Raw genomic sequence first — 15,532 nt, forward strand, 5'->3', positions numbered from 1 at the left:
TTGCGCAGTGGAGAGACGAGGATGTCACAAGCCCAGACCATCTCAACAAATGATCGTGTCACGATTGAGTTGGCGGATAATGGGGTAGCCCATGTTCGTTTTGTTCGCCCAGAAAAGATGAATGCTCTTGATGCGGAGATGTTCGATTCGATGATCGAAGCTGCGCAAACCTTGGCCTCCACGCAAGGCGTGCGGGTCGTGGTCCTTTCAGGCGAAGGCCGGGCGTTCTGCGCCGGGATCGACCTCAGCAATTTCACCAATTCTTCTGACGGCGGTGAGCGCCGTCTTGAGACGCGCACTCATGGTAATACCAATAAGTTCCAGGAAGTCGCGTTCCAATGGCGCCGGCTTGGCGTTCCGGTGATTGCGGCGGTTCATGGCGTGTGCTTTGGCGGTGGCCTGCAAATTGCAAGTGGCGCTGACATTCGGATTGTTCATCCCGAAACCCGTATGTCAGTTATGGAGATGAAATGGGGCCTTGTGCCAGACATGGCGGGATATGCCCTGTGGCGTGGCCTCGTGCGCGATGATGTGCTGCGCGAATTGGTTTACACCAACCGTGAATTCTCAGGTGCTGAGGCGCAGACTCTCGGCTTCGCAACCTATGTCGAGAAAGATCCGCTTGCCCGCGCGATGGAGATTGCTGAAGTAATCGCAGGCAAGAATCCCGATGCGATCCGGGCTGCCAAGCGTCTGCAAGATGCGATGCATGATAGGCAAACTGATGAAATCTTGATGATGGAAAGCGTGGAGCAGGACAGCATCAGCCGCACGAAAAACCAGATCGAAGCGGTGATGTCTTCTATGCAGAAACGACCAGGTAAGTTTGATGAGGTGGAAGTCGCCTAAGCCAGTCGACTAACCAAACACCGCGACGCTCTGTAGTCCATCAAGCACTTGACTCCCTTCGACATCGTACATGCGCAGCCTTTCTGAAGAATAGCCATGGTCTAGATGCTGGCTGGCGTTTTCGGCAAGATACCAGCCCTCCTTCGATTCTGAGTCCGGGTCCAGTATATTGAACGACCAGTTGATGGAACTGATCGGGCCTGGGCGCCGCATGACTCGCATGGCCCCTGGTGGCATCACATCGCCCATCAGTACGAGCTTGCTGACTGGATCAAGTTCGTGCTTTTCGGTCAACCGCGCCCAGCGACGGATCGTTGCGCCGTGGTCTTCACCTTTGGTCTGACCATAACGCAATTCAAAGTTGTTCTGAATGAACGTTGGCCCTTTCCCCTCCATTGCACGCGGATTCTCTTGAGGAAGGCCTGGCCAGTTTTCCGGAGTAGGCGCAGGCTGCTGGCCATTGGGCTCACGGCCTTCAGCAAACAGCCAGAATGCTGTGAGCGCGACACCTTTGTCGCTGTGGATTTCGCTTCGCACCTGCGTTACGTTGCGCCCCTGCCGGATGATCTTAGCTGTTAGTTCGACCTCTTCGCCAACGGGAGCCACAAAGCCGATTTGGGCGGAGCGCAACGGAGGTAGATCGGGAAAGGCTCTCTTCGCCATAGTGAACGCCACAAGTGCGGATGCTCCGCCATAGAGTGTGCGTCCTTGCATCCAGTCCATTGATCGAGAAAGGCGAACGGGTCCTGGCTGGCCGCTTATCGGTTCTAAAAGGCTTGCGATCGTCATAATCGTCCTTTGCCTTGAGCTTTGGGCTTGGTCCAGATTGACGTTGCGTCAGGTCGAGCATTTCGTGGCTTCGCATGCAATTGATGACCGCCAGCGCGAAAGCTGCATTGCCTTTGTGCCGCCGAATCGCTAGTGCGCCGCTTCCGCCTTATTTCAGGCGGCTCGGCCCGATGGCGGAGTGGTGACGCAGCGGATTGCAAATCCGTGTACGCCGGTTCGATTCCGGCTCGGGCCTCCACCCTCTCTTGAGTGAGAGAATGCGCCGCTTTAGCTCAGTTGGTAGAGCACATCATTCGTAATGATGGGGTCACGTGTTCGAGTCACGTAAGCGGCACCAGAGCTTCCTCCCAAATCGTCCCGAAACCGTTGATTTTCAGCGGTTTTTGGGGTATTTCTAACTTTCTGATGTTCCCGCTTTGTCCCGCGTCATGCCCCCAAATGCCGATTTTAGCGCAAGAAATCCGTAGGTTACGCCCGAAAAGCGTGTCATTTCGGAAAACCGACTCAAAAGGCCTCTATTTGGAGGTGTTTCCGAACGGGTCGAAGCTCTGGCGATACAAGTTTCGCATCGCCGGAAGGGAAAAGCGGATGGCCTTGGGAGCATGGCCTGACATATCCCTCGCGGATGCGCGCAAGCGGAGGGACGTGGCGCGGCTAAAAGTTCTTGACGGAATCGATCCCACGCTAGAACGCAAACGGAAGAAGCGTCTGGCACGCATGAACGCCGGGAACAGCTTCAAGAGCGTCGCCGAGGACTTCATCAAGGTGCGCATGGAAGACAGCGGGAAGGCGGAATCGACCATCCGCAAGGCGCGCTGGTATGTCTCACTACTTGAGCCCGACATCGGGCGCCGCCCGATCAATGATATCGAGCCGGTCGAGGTGCTCGAAAGCCTCAAGAAGATCGAGCGTAGAGGGCATCGTGAAAGCGCCAACAGAACCCGCGCGCTGGCCAGCAGGGTGTTTCGGCACGGGATCGCCTGTTCGCTCTGCAAGAGCGATCCAGCGGCCCACCTCGGGGATGCCTTGGCCACCCCGATAGTGACCCATCGTGCGGCCATCCTGGACCCCAACAAGTTCGGTCAGCTCCTACGCGATATCGACGACTTCACGGGCACGCCCTTGGTCCGCATTGCCATGCAGATACTGCCCCACATCATGACCCGCCCTGGCGAGATGCGGATGGGGCAATGGTCGGAGATCGATTGGGGCCAAAGGATCTGGAACATCCCGGCCGAGCGGACCAAGCTACGACGGCTTCACGCGGTGCCCTTGTCGGACCAAGTGATGCTCCTGCTACGCGAGCTGCACTGCCACACTGGCGGCTTCGAGAAGATGTTCCCTGCACAGCAATCGCACCTGAAGTACATGAGCGATAACTCGATCAACCAGGCCATGCGGCGGATGGGCTACGGCCCCGACGTGGTGACTGCACACGGCTTCCGTTCGACTGCTTCGACTTTCCTCAACGAAAGCGGTAAGTGGCATCCGGATGCTATCGAGCGATCCCTAGCGCACGGCGACAGCAACGCAATCAGAGGCATCTACAATCGCGGCAATTACTGGGACGAGCGCGTGCAGATGGCGCAGTGGTGGAGCGACTATCTGGACGAGCTGAAGGCCGGAGTGAAGGTGTTGCCGTTTGCCAGAGTAGGCGCTGTTGAAGGACCTTATTGAAACCGCCACAAGCAGGTCAAAGTGGCTTGAGAAATTTGAGAACGACAAGGCCCGGGATGCACGCGCTTGTGAGGAACTCCAACGAATTGGCTGGAAGATACTCGTCATCTGAGAGTGCGGGACACGATCACACGAATTTGTTGTTTTGAAACTGCACTCCAGGCCAAAAATTTCTAGCGAAGGCCTCCAGGCTCGACAAGTGACATGACTTGAACGATAAAGCTAAGTCTGGGGGTCCGTGATCAATTTTGAGTGTATCATCTTCCGGCAGTCAAAGAAGAGTCGAAAGCAATGTTGAACTGTGCCGATCTGTTTGCAGGTGCAGGCGGCTTTTCTTTAGCTGCGCAACAGGCGGGTTTACGGGTCCGGCTTGCGATTGAAAATGACAAGCATGCGGTTGATACCTACCGAAAGAATTTTTGTGCTGGTTCGATAGGGCCGCAGCTCTTCACCGATGACATTCGGGAGATAAATGCATCTAAGGCTTTTCGGGAGGTCTTTTCGGACGGCGATCAATGCGACCTGCTTCTTGGCGGCCCGCCATGCCAAGGGTTTTCAACTCATCGACTGAAGGGCTCCGGCATTGACGATAAACGCAATGATCTAATTCATACCTACTTCGACTTTGTCAGAGCCTTTTCACCGACGGCATTTCTCATGGAGAATGTTCCAGGAATGCTGTGGGACCGGCATGCGTCAGCGCTTGATCGTTTCTATCGCGAGGGAGCTCTCGCAGGGTACGAAATCAGACAACCCATTATTGTTGATGCACGTGACTATGGTTTGCCGCAGCGTCGAAAGCGAGTGTTCATTCTTGGGCTGCGTAAAGGTTTAGATGCGAGTGACTTGAGTTGGCCTCCGGCTCCCACGCACGGGAACGAGGCGGCTCGGCGAGGCGATCCTGAACTTGCTCCTTGGGTCAATTGTGGGGCGGCATTCTTCCCCGCCGCGTCCAATGACCAAAACGACGTTCACATGACACACAGCGCAGAGCTTGTTGAAGCATTTCGCAAGACGCCTCCGAACGGTGGAAGCCGGAAAGACTCGGGTCGTGTGCTTCCATGCCACCGCACTCATGACGGACATAAAGACGTCTACGGCAGGATAGACCCTCGACTACCCGCGCCGACGATGACAACAGCGTGCATTAACCCATCAAAGGGGCGTTTCGTACATCCCGTCGAGCATCACGGTATAACCGTTCGGCAAGCTGCAAGAATCCAAACCTTCCCCGACGATTTCGTGTTCTCGGGCGGGCTGATTGCCTCTGGCAAACAAGTGGGCAATGCAGTGCCGGTAGAATTAGGACGCCATTTGATTGGACACATTCTGCCTTTATTGCGCCGAGGCCGAGCCGTTGAGAAACTTGAGCAGCCCAAAACGAAAGTCGATGCACTCGACAAACTCCAAACTGTATGATGTCCTGCGTCGCATTTCAGAAAAATGCTCAGACGGTCGATCAGCTAGGCCGCGAGCAGATCGCCTGAAGCTGGACTCTAGAAGTGGACCATCTCGATCCAGAGCGGCGCAGCGAGAACATGCGCCGTGTCAGGGGCAAGGACACCCAACCGGAATTGACGGTCAGGCGCGCGCTGCACGCACTCGGCAGACGCTTCCGCCTGCACCGCAAGGACCTTCCGGGCAAACCCGACATCGTACTCGCCAAGGACCGTCTGGCGATCTTCGTTCACGGCTGCTTCTGGCACCGTCACGAAAATTGTCCTCGCGCATCCATGCCCTCGACGCGGAGGGAATTATGGGAATCGAAATTCGCATGTACCGTTGAGCGCGATGCCGAGCAGACCGCAGTTCTGCGCGCGGCCGGGTGGCAGCCTGAAGTGATCTGGGAATGCGAAACGCGAGATGCTGAAATGCTCAGTAAGCGCCTGTGCGACATTTTTGAGCGAAACGATCCGGAGTAAGTCTACGAAGCATCAAGCACCGTGTGTTGCTGATCTAGATCAACGCTGTTTTTGCGGCGTCGTTGCGGCCAAGCCGGTCTACAGTCGCTTCATTGCCGATGACGATGAGATGGCTCTTGGCACGTGTAAGGCCGACATAGGCGATTTCCGCATCGGCCTCCTCGATTTCGCAGAGGATCACCACCGGCCGATCAAGACCTTTGAACCGCATGATGCTGTCAACGATGATCCGATCGTCGGCAGGCTCGTCGGCAGGGGTCCAATGTCGCCCCGCCAAGGTCGGCGCCTTTCGAAGGACCGACATTTCGGCACCGCAGCCGCACAGCACGGCAATATCGCCAGGCGCGATGTCGTCCGCCGTCAGCAGTCGGCCCAATTCCTTTTCGACTGTTCGCAGGGTTTTGTCCTGAGTGCACGGCACCCAACTGACCGGCGCGCCTTCCGGCCCGAGGCACGTCTGTTCGCGGCCTTGCCGAAAGACATTTCCAGCGCGGAAAATCGCCTGGGTGTTGCGCACGTTCTCGGTCAGCTCAAGCGGTTCGGCCTGCACAGCCGCGGCCGCATCATCGCCGCTGTAGACATTCTGGAAGTCGTCGCGAAAGACGTAGAGTGAGCCCTCAGGGTCGAGGAACAGTCCGAGCGCTTCGACCCAGACCGACTTGAAGTCCTGTCCTTCATCGATGATGAGGTCATCATATTGCTCCGGCGGGATATCGAGCCCGATGTCGGTCAGCAGTTCGGGGAGGCGGACCGACCAAAAGTGCCGCTCCTCGCAAGCGATGCGCTCCGCGTCGAGATCGATGCCCTTCTCAAGGCACATGCGAGCGCAGAACTCGTGGAACGTCGCGACCGACGCGGTGCTGCCTTCAAGCTCGCTGCGAAGCTGTAAGAGAAGCGGTCGGTTGAAGCACAGCATGAGAACCCGCCGATCCGCCCGGCTGGCGCGGCGCGCTTTCTCCGCCGCCAAAACGGTCTTGCCGGTGCCCGCGCCTCCTTGAATGAGCGCTCGTTTTGTGGTGCCGAGGAAATCGAGATAGCGGTACTGCGTCTCGGTGAGCTTTTCGATTGCCGCCTCGCATTCCTCGATGACCGACGACAGGCGCGGAGTGAAGTCGATGTCGCGTCCGTAAAAATCCTCGAGCATGGCGATACCCGCGGGCCCGAGGCCGCCCAAAGTCTCCCGTTCTCCGTCGGGCTTCCAGACCATCATCTGCAGCAGGCGCGCGCCGAGATTGGGCAGGTCTTCGCGGAACGCGAAGATTTCCAGCGGAGCGGCTGCACCCATATGCGCAGCATTGGCGGGTCTGCTGCAATGAGGCAGGATCACCCCGTGCCTCGCCGAAAGCCACGGCGCATTGCCGGGCCAGCGCTTCTTCAGCGCATTGAGGATGATTTTCTTCGACTTCATCGCTTGATGCACAGGGTTCTCGATCTCGAAAACCTCGTCGTTGCGGTTCTTCGTCGTCCATTTGCCGTCGGCCACGCGCCGCTGAACACGACCGCCTTTGACCTCGAGCACGAGAAAACCGATCTGCGGATGGGCAATCACGAAGTCGGCTTCCCCGTCGCGCAGCAGCTCGCCGTCCAGCCCGACCCATTCACAGGAGTAGAATACCGTTGCACCGGTCAGGATCGGATCTTGCGCGAGCAGGTCGTAGACCGCAGTTTCGCCGCTTCGCTTCGGATCACTGCGTATCTCGGGCGGGAGCATCGGCGGGATCATCCGCGCAGGCACCGGCTCAACCGTCCGTTTCGATGAAGGAATCGAAAAAGCCCTTCACGCCGCCCACTCCGTCGCCGACGAGCATCGAGCGGTCGAGATAACGGTTGCCCTCTTCACAGCAGGTTTCGGGCAGCAAAAGGCAGCTGTGGCAAGCCGCAAGGTTCATGCTCTCCGAAAGGCTCGAAACGCCGGTCCGGCACAGGGGGTCGGATGAGCACCAGAATGCGTCGCGCACCGCCGAGGCGAGAACAGGAATAAAGCGATCGGCCCGCCCTTGGCGCTCCAGTCCCCCGAGCGTCCCGTCGGCATCGCTGGTTGAGGTGTAGATGAGAAACCCCGCCATGCGCGGGTTTTCGCCGACATAAATGCGCTCGCGAAGCGATGCGACATCGTAACCGCATTCGAAGGACAGGCGCTTGATTACGGCGTGGGCGAGCGAGTGGACGAGGAGGAATGCCGGCGTGATCGGATCACCCACGCTCTCCTCTTCGTGAATGCGTTCGTATTCCGCAGCGCGAGCCTCTTCGACGAGGCGGGCGCGCTCGTGTATCTCAGGGTCGGCGAGCCAGGCATCTATCGCTTCGAGCTTGAGCGAGACGAAGATGCCCTCGCCGCGCACCTCGATTGCGGGAAGCCACGGCAGCGGGGCAAGCGACAAGTCGCCGAACCGGCCGCGGCCGGGTTCATCGATCGATGCGTTTTGATAAATGCGTTTGAAACCGGTCAGGGCACGCACTTCGCGCAGGCGCTCGACCCGGCCTATCCTTGCGATAAAGGGTTGCGCTTCCTCGGGCACTGGTTCCTGCTTGACCTGAAAGTCGCTCCCTTCCGCATCGCGCTCGAGCCGGATGAACTCTTCAAAGCGCAGCGTATCAAGCGTCGTTTCCTCGTCCAGCTTGAGTCGTTCGCGGATAACCGCCGCATATTCGTCGGCGGACATATTGTGCATCGACGCGTTGGTCACAGACAGGCTGTCGATCATCGTCTCTCGCATATCGGGGCTCAATTCGCGCAGTGCGCCCCAATAGGCATTGAGCTCCTGCTGAATCGCATCGGTCCACGGTGGGATGCTGAGCGTAGAATAGGTGACCGGGAAATAGAGATTGGAGGCCCCGCGCTGCAAGGTCCGCGGCGATGCGGTGCACGTCTCGCGGTCGTTGGTCAGCCATGGGCGGCGGCCTGAGCATTTGTGACCTTCGAGACCCTTAGAGGAAAACGCGCCCGCCATTGAGGCGGAAGCGCCGCAACCTTCGGCCGAGCAGCTCACGCGCAAGCCTTCGATGCCCGAGCCGCCCACGCTCTCCAGCCGCAGGCGGCACTGTTTGAAACCTTCGTCGCCTGCCTCGGCATCGCTGTCCGACAGACAAGCCAGGGGCTGTCCGCCGCGCATGGCCAGCCAGCGGACCCATGGGAATTCATCGATATGACCGTTTTCGCAGGCCGTCACGAAGCGCGAGGGCACTGCAAAGACCCGCCGCTCTTCACTCGAGCACCGCGCGCACCAGCGCGACGGGTCGCCCATCTCCTTTGCCCATTTGCCCGCGAGTTTGAGCGATTTGCAGCTCGGGCACTGCAGCCACGCCGGAAACCGATAGCCGTTGAGCCATCGGTTGGGGAAAGCCGCATCGCGTCCGGCATCGTCGACCGGCGGCAGGCGGAAATGACCTTTGTTGAGGACCTTTTCGAGCCGCGCTTCGCGCAAGACATGCGGATCGTTAAGGCCGCCCGCGATTTTGGCGGTCTGCTCCCAACGGTCGAGCGACGCAGCAATGACCGAAACCGGCCCACCGCCCTTGGTGCCTGCGCGAAAGTCGATCACAGCGCCAGGACCGTATCCGAGAACCTGCCCCCGCCTTACCTTACCCAGATGATTGTTGCGGCTCACACACGTTCCTTCATGAGGAAATCCACCCCGGGCTCGACATTGCGCACGCTGTTGGGCGTCGGCACGGCAGCCGCATCGGCTTTGCCCGTCGCGCGTCGCGCAGCTGCCTCTTCGGCGGACATCAGCAAGCTGGTCTGCAGCCTGCGGTCATCCCAATAGCTCTTGATTCGGCCGTCGCCGACCGCCTCGATCCAGGCATCGACAAAGCGCGTGAGCTCGGTCCGCGCTTGCGGCGCCTCGCCTGAATCCACGTCCTGGACACGGTCGACGATCTCTTCGACCAGCCGCATTACCTGTGCACGGTCGGCGACAGCGGCGCCGGCGCCTGTCGCATTGATAAAGTGTCTGACCAAGGCGACAAGCGGAGCGTGCAGTGCCTTGTCCCGCGCGCGAGGCGCAAACGGCGTTACGCTCGAAGGCTCAACCGAGCGGTAGAGCGCGGCATGGCGCGATGCGAATGTCTCGAAATGCGCGCGATCGCGGATCTTGTTGTTGTTGAAGAGGGTCACCACCAGGCCTGGCTCGCGGCGCCCGACGCGGCTCGTCGCCTGGATATATTCTGCCATGTATTTGGGTTGTCCGTTCACGAGCATGAGCCCGAGGCGCGGAATATCGACGCCGACGCTGAGCATGTTGCTGGCGAGCAATACATCGACCGCTTCAGGATCTGAATGCGAGAGATTGAGGCGATCAAGGATGAGAGGAATTTCCGAGGATGCCTTGCGGCTCGTCAGTTCTTCGGGATTGCCGAGCTCGCGCGCCTTCTCGCCTCTGCGCGATGCCAGCGCGTCGATCGTAATGCGAACGTCGTCTTCCATCAGCACCAGCGCACCGCCGAGAACTTTCAAGGAATTGAAATAAGCGACCAGAGTCGCGTAGGCGTCGAAGTCGGGATTGCCATGCGCCGCGGGGTCGCTTTCGGCCTGCAGAAGCGACGCAGACGCGGCCTGCAGAGCAAACTTCTCCGACCGTCCTGCCGTTGTCAATCCGACGTAGAGACGCCCGTCGTCGTCGCGCACCTTGGCAAAGCAGGAATTCGACCAATCGAGCGCGGGTGGAGGGAACTGGAACGCGCTGCGGTTGAAAACGGCGCGCACCTGTTCGTCGGCGCGACGGATCGTAGCTGTCGATCCGACGATCTTCGGCGGTCCCTTGGGCGTGCTGCAAAGCCGGTCGATCGCGGCTTCATAAAGACCGGTCAGCGAACCTAGCGGTCCTCCTATCAGATGCAGCTCGTCCTGGATGATCAGATCCGGCGGCTCAACCGCGCCGTTCGTTCCGAACAGCGCGCCGCTTTCCGCCTTGCGCACGATCTGCGCGAACTTGTCGACCGTGCCGATGAGCAGCGAAGGCGGTTCGGCATAGAGATCATCGTCGACGGTCATTACCGGGACCGCGCCTTCGGGCCGCGCGGAACGGCAGCTTTCCGAAGGGCAGCGGCATTCGATGCGCCGGCGCGGCTTGTCGCTGCTCCACTCGAGTTCGCTGGCGCAGACAGGACATTTCGTAAGTTGCCGCGGCGTCGATTTCGCGTCGTAGTCATGTAGCGCATCGGCGGCATCGGCGAAGCGGTTCGGCGTGCTGTCGCCGCCGACCCACAGTCCGATTGAGAACCGCTTGGCACCCAAATCTTCGCTGCCGGTCAATCGTAGGGTCTCGCAGGCGAGTATCAGAGCCGCTGCGCGCTGGAACTGCTGCACCGTCAGCGTGCGCAGCGTGTAACGCATGATGATATTGACCCCGGCTCCCCGCGCGCCGTGGGTGGAGCGGCGATGGAACAGGACGAAGGCCGAAAGCAGAAGATAAGCCTCGGTCTTGCCGCCGCCGGTTGGGAACCAGATCAGGTCGAAAATGCCCCGATCGTCATGTCCGCGATCAGCGGCGGAAGGCAGGCACATCAGTGCAAAAGCCAGCTGGAACGGCCGCCACTCGAATTTGAACGCATTCGGGTCCGTGTCCGCAGCCGCCTGCAGGCGCTTAGCCGCCCATGCGGCCTGGATATACATTGCTCGGTTGGCGAGACGAAACGCCGTCAGACCCTTGCCGTCATTGCGAAGGAAGGCGATACCATCGCGTATTCTTCCTGCCGCTTTCCGGCAGCGCGCAAGGTTATCGCGCGCCTGCGGCTGCAACGCCAATGGCAGCTCCGGAACCTCAATGCCCCGCGCGTCGATCCAGTTTTCGTACCCTTGCGAAAGAGCGTCGAGCGCTTCAAATAGCGCCGCATCCTCGGCAAGAGCAAGCTCGAGGCCGTGCAGCCGGCCGAGTGAAGTGGCCGCGATCCGGTCGCGCAGCAGGGCATCGCCCGAAGCGTCCATTCCCTGCACGACGGCTTCCGGCGTCCATGTGAGCGAGACGTTATCCGGCGCGGTTTCAGGCGACCAGGATGCCGAAGCGGTATGGCCGACAGCATATTCGGCGCAGTCGCGGTAGATCAGGTCGGCGACGCGTTCATCCTCATCGTTGCCGCGAAACGAGTTGCGTCGCGGCACGAACCGACAGCCGTCCGAGCAGCGGAAATCTGCGGCAAACTGGAAAAAGGACGCTTCTTCGCTCGCCACCAGCCCCTGGATGATCAGCGGATCGGCCGGTTCGTCTTCGGATGCGGAGCCGCGCGGCAATTCGCGATGAGCGTTGACGAACTGGATCGTGACGGTCGCATGCGCCCCGTCGCGCCGCACTCTTCGGTACATGAGCAGGCCTTCGGCGAGTTCGACATCGTCGCTGCCCGCAACAAGCGAAATCGCAACGTCGGGCAGTCTGTGTCCGGTCCGCACCCATTCGAGCCGCGGCCTTCCCTTGCCCTTGCCGTCTTCCTCGACTTTCTCTTTAGCGCTGTAGCGCGCGTAGGAAAGATCAAGCACGAGCAGCGCGTCTTCATCCGCGACCGCGACGGAAAACGACAGACCGCAGGTGGCAGGCTTGAACGTGCGCAGCAGCGAAACCGCGTCGCGTTCCTCATTCTCCGCATCGCCGCCGCCGTTCTCCGCAGCGATGCTCTCATCTTCCTCTTCCGTGATTTCCGACTGTTGCGGATAGAGGATCGCGGAGAGATAGCGGGCCGAAGGCCTTTCGTTCAGCACCTCGTCCTCGGCGCCCGGTCCGATCAGATCGGTCTTGAACCGCGACAGAAGATGCGCGCGTGCCTGAGCCGCCCCGCTCATACGAAGACCAGCGGTAAGCCGCATAATTGCGGGACAAGCCAGAAACCGCTCTTGGCGCCGCCCTGCTTAGCCCCGTTGAGCCGTTCGTCACCCGGTGCTGCAATCATCGAACCAAAGCCCATTAGAAAAATGTTGCGAATCTGATCATTCAAACGGCGTCCGGAGCCGTGGTACTTTTTCGAGATTTCGTAGAGATCGTTGGTTATCTGTTTGCTCAATGTTCCAAGCGGAACGCCCGTTTCGGTTTCAATGCGCCAGACCCAGGTTCCCGGTTCCAGACGCGCGCGGCACCGAAGCGGAAGATCTTCTGTCGTCGCCGTATCAAGCGAATTCGCCAATTTAAGAGGTGAATAGGCATCGAAGTCACCCTGCAGGCCCAGCTGGAATTGATATCCGTTCTTATATTTTGGCATCTTGCGGTAGCAGCGGCCGCTCTCGGTCGTGCTTGCAAACTTCATAGCAAAACCACCCTGCACAGCCAGGCTGCGCTTGGCACGGGTCGCTCCGACAAACAAAACGCGGGCTTCTTCTGAAAGATCCTTCTCGTCAGAGCCTGATCTTGCGCCCCAATTGTTGTTGATCTGGAGAAAGACATGATCCGCCTCACGTCCTTTGGATGCGTGGATTGTCCCGAGGATCGGACCGGCATGTCCGAATTCCGGTGCCATGAATTCGTCGGGCGGAGCACCAGCGAGTCTACTCCTTAGCTTGAAGAGATCGATGCGGTCACTGCGCAGCCCCGCATAGCGGCTCAAACGGTCCCATCGAGCCTCAACTGAGTTGCCTTCGATGTCCTCACCAAAGAGCAGCGCAGGAAAGCGGTCTCGAGCTTCGGCCCAACACTCGGCAAACTCGGCGCGCTCGAGTTCGCGCGTTTCTGTTTTGCCAAGCACCAACGCAAGCCATGGCAGCGCGAATCGCCCCAGACCCGACATACGCAGCCGGTGACGATGTCCGTCGCCTGCCATGAACGCTGAAGCCTGAGCTACTTCCATGCGCTTGCGGAAGAGGACAAGCGCATCATCGTAACCGTCGAGCGCATCGTGATCGAAACCCTTATCCTGCGATACAGCGGCGGATTTGACGAGATCGGTCTTGGACTCGAATGAATCCGCGTCGACATCGGCATTGCCCAAGATATCAAGCCGCAGGTCTTCGTAGAGCTTGAGCAGCGGGACCTCATCGGTGCGGTAGATCTTCTTCAGCGGTCGTTGCTGCAGATTATCGCCGAGAAGCGTTGTCAGTCCGTCTGTAAAGCGGAAGAGCTCCTCCCCTGCGGCATAGTCGTAGATTGCCTGCGCGGGGTCGTGGAATACGGTAATTCCGCAGTCTGCAGGCAGGAGTTCGATCAGCTTGAGCAGAAAGCGCGCACGGCCGCCGGTAATGTCCTGCGCCTCGTCCACGATAAGATGCTCAAGATCTCCGAAAATGTCCCGAAAATCCTCTATGCGCTCGTCAATAAGCTCTGCTGCCGAATCGATCCCGGTTTCGAAGCCGCCGAACAGCTTTTCGACTTCTTCCGGGGAGAATCCGTAGCGGATCTTCCAGGCCTGCGAGTCGATGGTGGATATCTTAACCGCGAAGACGTTGCTGGGATCTTCCGCAAAGTCACCGATCCGTCCCTTGAGTTCAGCGATGGCCGAACGCGTAAAGCTGACCAGCCAGACGTTGGTATCGGCGACGTCCTCGTATTCGATAAGGTGGGCCACACGCGAACAAGCGACCGCAGTCTTGCCCATGCCGGGTCCCGCAGACACAAGCATACGCGACGAGCGGTCGGCCTCGATCACGCGCAGCTGGTCCTCGTCCCATTTGATCGGCTTGTTGAGGAAGGAAACCGTGACTCCCCAAGCCTGCTGCATTGCGCGCAGCATTCGGGCTTCACGGTCGTCCAGCTTTTCGTCAACCGATGCGATCTCGAACAGAATCGACGCGAGGCGCTCACGGTCCGCCGGGTGTTCGACACGCAGCAGCGTCTCGGCGAAGCTTTGCATGGGGTCGCTCATGGCAGTGCCTAGTGCGTTATCAAGCAGCTCAAGCGGAATAGCGAATTCTTCGCATGCGAGCCGTGCGAGAGCGACCTCGTCGCCGTCCACTGTGCCATCGGCATGAATGATCGCTGCAAGCAGCATTGCGGCGTGTTCGGCGAGCATTCGCTCATCCGCCTTAGGCAACAGGTCGACCCCTGCTTTAATCCTGCTCATGATTCCCCATTGCCCCTTCGTTGGCAGAGGTCATCCTGCCCATCTATGTAGGCGAAGTCATCAATAAACTATTGCTTTGGCACAAAGTAATAGTGCCCCGCGTGAAAAGTTATGAAAGATTCTGCGGCCGAATTGCCTGCCTGAAGTATGTAGCGGGGATACTTTCAGAAGCGCAACTCAGAGAGTCGCACATGGCCTTAGAGCGGGTGCAAGTGAGGCCAGCGACCCCTCTTGTTCCCGCCATGGTGCTCGTGAGGTATCGATACGAGACTTTAGCATCGTGATCATTTTTTGTCTTTGCCCTGTGTCCTCCGCACCCAGTCTGCGCTGGTTTGTAATGGACTTGCCGAATGTCGCTCCTAAAATTGCATGCGGGAGGTGCCTCTTTGACTGATGTATGGAACGATACAGAGATCGACTTAATCGTTGCGGACTACTTCGCGATGTTGGCGGACGAGCTTGACGGTAAGATGTTCAATAAGGCGGAGCACAATCGCGCTTTGCAGGAACTCATCTCGCGCGGCCGTGGATCGGTCGAGTTCAAACACCAGAACATCAGTGCAGTTCTGCTTGGCCTCGGGCAGCCTTGGATCGATGGCTATAAGCCCGCAGCCAACTTTCAGAATGCGCTCGTCGACGGGGTGCTTCGGTGGCTTGATGCCAAGCCCGACTGGCTTGCTCCCGAACAACCCTCAATCAAACAATCTCGTGTAAACGAAATGCCAGCGCTTTGGATCGGGCCGCCGCCGACGCAGCGAAATGAGCCGCCGCCCATTGATTCAGAGTTCATCGCAGCCATTGGACGGAAGTACGACGTTGCCGAACGTGATGCTCGCAATCGTGCACTAGGCAAGGCGGGAGAGGAGATCGTACTACAGCACGAGCAAAACAACCTGCGGCAAGCAGGCCGCGATGACCTAGCCGATAGGGTACGATGGACGGCAGTTCAGGACGGCGACGGCTATGGATATGATGTCGCCAGCTTCGAGCCGGATGGGCGCGAGAGGTTGATCGAGGTGAAGACGACCAATGGCTGGGAACGCACACCCTTTCATATCTCGAGGAATGAATTGGCAGTGGCGGATGCTCGCCGAGACGACTGGCATCTTGTCAGACTTTGGAATTTCGCGCGGGAGCCGAAGGCCTTCGCGATTAGGCCGCCGTTGGAGGCACATGTCGAGCTGACAGCTACCAGTTTTCTCGCTCGCCCCAATTAAAGGCTCTTGCTCACGCTCCGACTATGTAGAGGGCAAATGCTTTCCTAGTTCGATCAACCCATGAGACCGGCACCACCCGCGCACATTGGAACTTGACAGGCA

General features: G+C 59.0%; 10 protein-coding genes and 2 tRNA genes. 7 read left to right on the plus strand and 5 right to left on the minus strand.

From position 1 onward, the window contains the following. The first annotated feature begins 21 nt into the window (after positions 1 to 21). On the plus strand, positions 22 to 849 hold the full coding sequence (locus Q0778_RS12310; RefSeq protein ID WP_298336430.1) for a crotonase/enoyl-CoA hydratase family protein: 828 nt from the start codon (positions 22 to 24) through the stop codon (positions 847 to 849). 9 nt (positions 850 to 858) lie between these two features. On the opposite strand, the gene Q0778_RS12315 is transcribed toward Q0778_RS12310, so the two are convergent. Further along, a complete protein-coding gene (locus tag Q0778_RS12315; protein WP_366519546.1) occupies positions 859 to 1,572 on the minus strand; it encodes a thioesterase family protein in 714 nt (237 codons plus the stop codon). 230 nt (positions 1,573 to 1,802) lie between these two features. Here Q0778_RS12315 and Q0778_RS12320 point away from each other — a divergent pair. From Q0778_RS12320 to Q0778_RS12340, 5 genes are all read left to right on the plus strand, one after another. Beyond that, positions 1,803 to 1,876: transfer RNA gene (locus tag Q0778_RS12320), tRNA-Cys, on the plus strand. A gap of 23 nt (positions 1,877 to 1,899) precedes the next feature. Continuing rightward, positions 1,900 to 1,975 (plus strand) — tRNA-Thr (locus Q0778_RS12325). A 101-nt stretch (positions 1,976 to 2,076) separates the two neighbouring features. Continuing rightward, positions 2,077 to 3,315, plus strand: coding sequence for an integrase arm-type DNA-binding domain-containing protein (locus Q0778_RS12330; protein ID WP_298336434.1), 1,239 nt, complete (start codon positions 2,077 to 2,079; stop codon positions 3,313 to 3,315). 252 nt (positions 3,316 to 3,567) lie between these two features. Further along, positions 3,568 to 4,734, plus strand: a complete 1,167-nt coding sequence (locus Q0778_RS12335; protein WP_298336436.1) for a DNA cytosine methyltransferase — start codon at positions 3,568 to 3,570, stop codon at positions 4,732 to 4,734. A 119-nt stretch (positions 4,735 to 4,853) separates the two neighbouring features. Continuing rightward, positions 4,854 to 5,237: a very short patch repair endonuclease gene (locus Q0778_RS12340; protein WP_298337648.1), complete on the plus strand. Its 384-nt coding sequence runs from the start codon at positions 4,854 to 4,856 to the stop codon at positions 5,235 to 5,237. A gap of 34 nt (positions 5,238 to 5,271) precedes the next feature. Here the strand turns inward: Q0778_RS12340 and Q0778_RS12345 are convergent, their stop codons facing one another. From Q0778_RS12345 to Q0778_RS12360, 4 genes are read right to left on the minus strand one after another with little or no spacing between them, the layout of a single operon-like run. Further along, positions 5,272 to 6,960, minus strand: a complete 1,689-nt coding sequence (locus Q0778_RS12345) for an NERD domain-containing protein (protein ID WP_298336438.1) — start codon at positions 6,958 to 6,960, stop codon at positions 5,272 to 5,274. A gap of 16 nt (positions 6,961 to 6,976) precedes the next feature. Further along, positions 6,977 to 8,845, minus strand: coding sequence for a DUF1998 domain-containing protein (locus Q0778_RS12350; protein ID WP_298336440.1), 1,869 nt, complete (start codon positions 8,843 to 8,845; stop codon positions 6,977 to 6,979). Beyond that, the gene (locus Q0778_RS12355) at positions 8,842 to 12,009 is read right to left on the minus strand and encodes a helicase-related protein (RefSeq protein ID WP_298336442.1); all 3,168 of its coding nucleotides are present in this window, start codon (positions 12,007 to 12,009) and stop codon (positions 8,842 to 8,844) included. The genes Q0778_RS12350 and Q0778_RS12355 overlap by 4 nt, the downstream gene beginning before the upstream one ends. Beyond that, positions 12,006 to 14,213 carry a UvrD-helicase domain-containing protein gene (locus Q0778_RS12360; protein ID WP_298336444.1) on the minus strand — a complete coding sequence of 736 codons (2,208 nt, stop codon included), beginning with the start codon at positions 14,211 to 14,213 and terminating at the stop codon, positions 12,006 to 12,008. Before Q0778_RS12360 ends, Q0778_RS12355 begins: the two co-directional genes overlap by 4 nt. A 350-nt stretch (positions 14,214 to 14,563) precedes the next feature. On the opposite strand from Q0778_RS12360, the gene Q0778_RS12365 reads away from it, so the two are divergent. Further along, entirely contained in the window at positions 14,564 to 15,430 is an 867-nt protein-coding gene (locus Q0778_RS12365; protein ID WP_298336446.1) for a DUF3883 domain-containing protein, read from the plus strand. Positions 15,431 to 15,532: the final 102 nt, after the last annotated feature.

Source organism: uncultured Erythrobacter sp. (assembly GCF_947502395.1).
In the GTDB taxonomy this organism is placed as follows: Bacteria; Pseudomonadota; Alphaproteobacteria; order Sphingomonadales; family Sphingomonadaceae; genus Erythrobacter.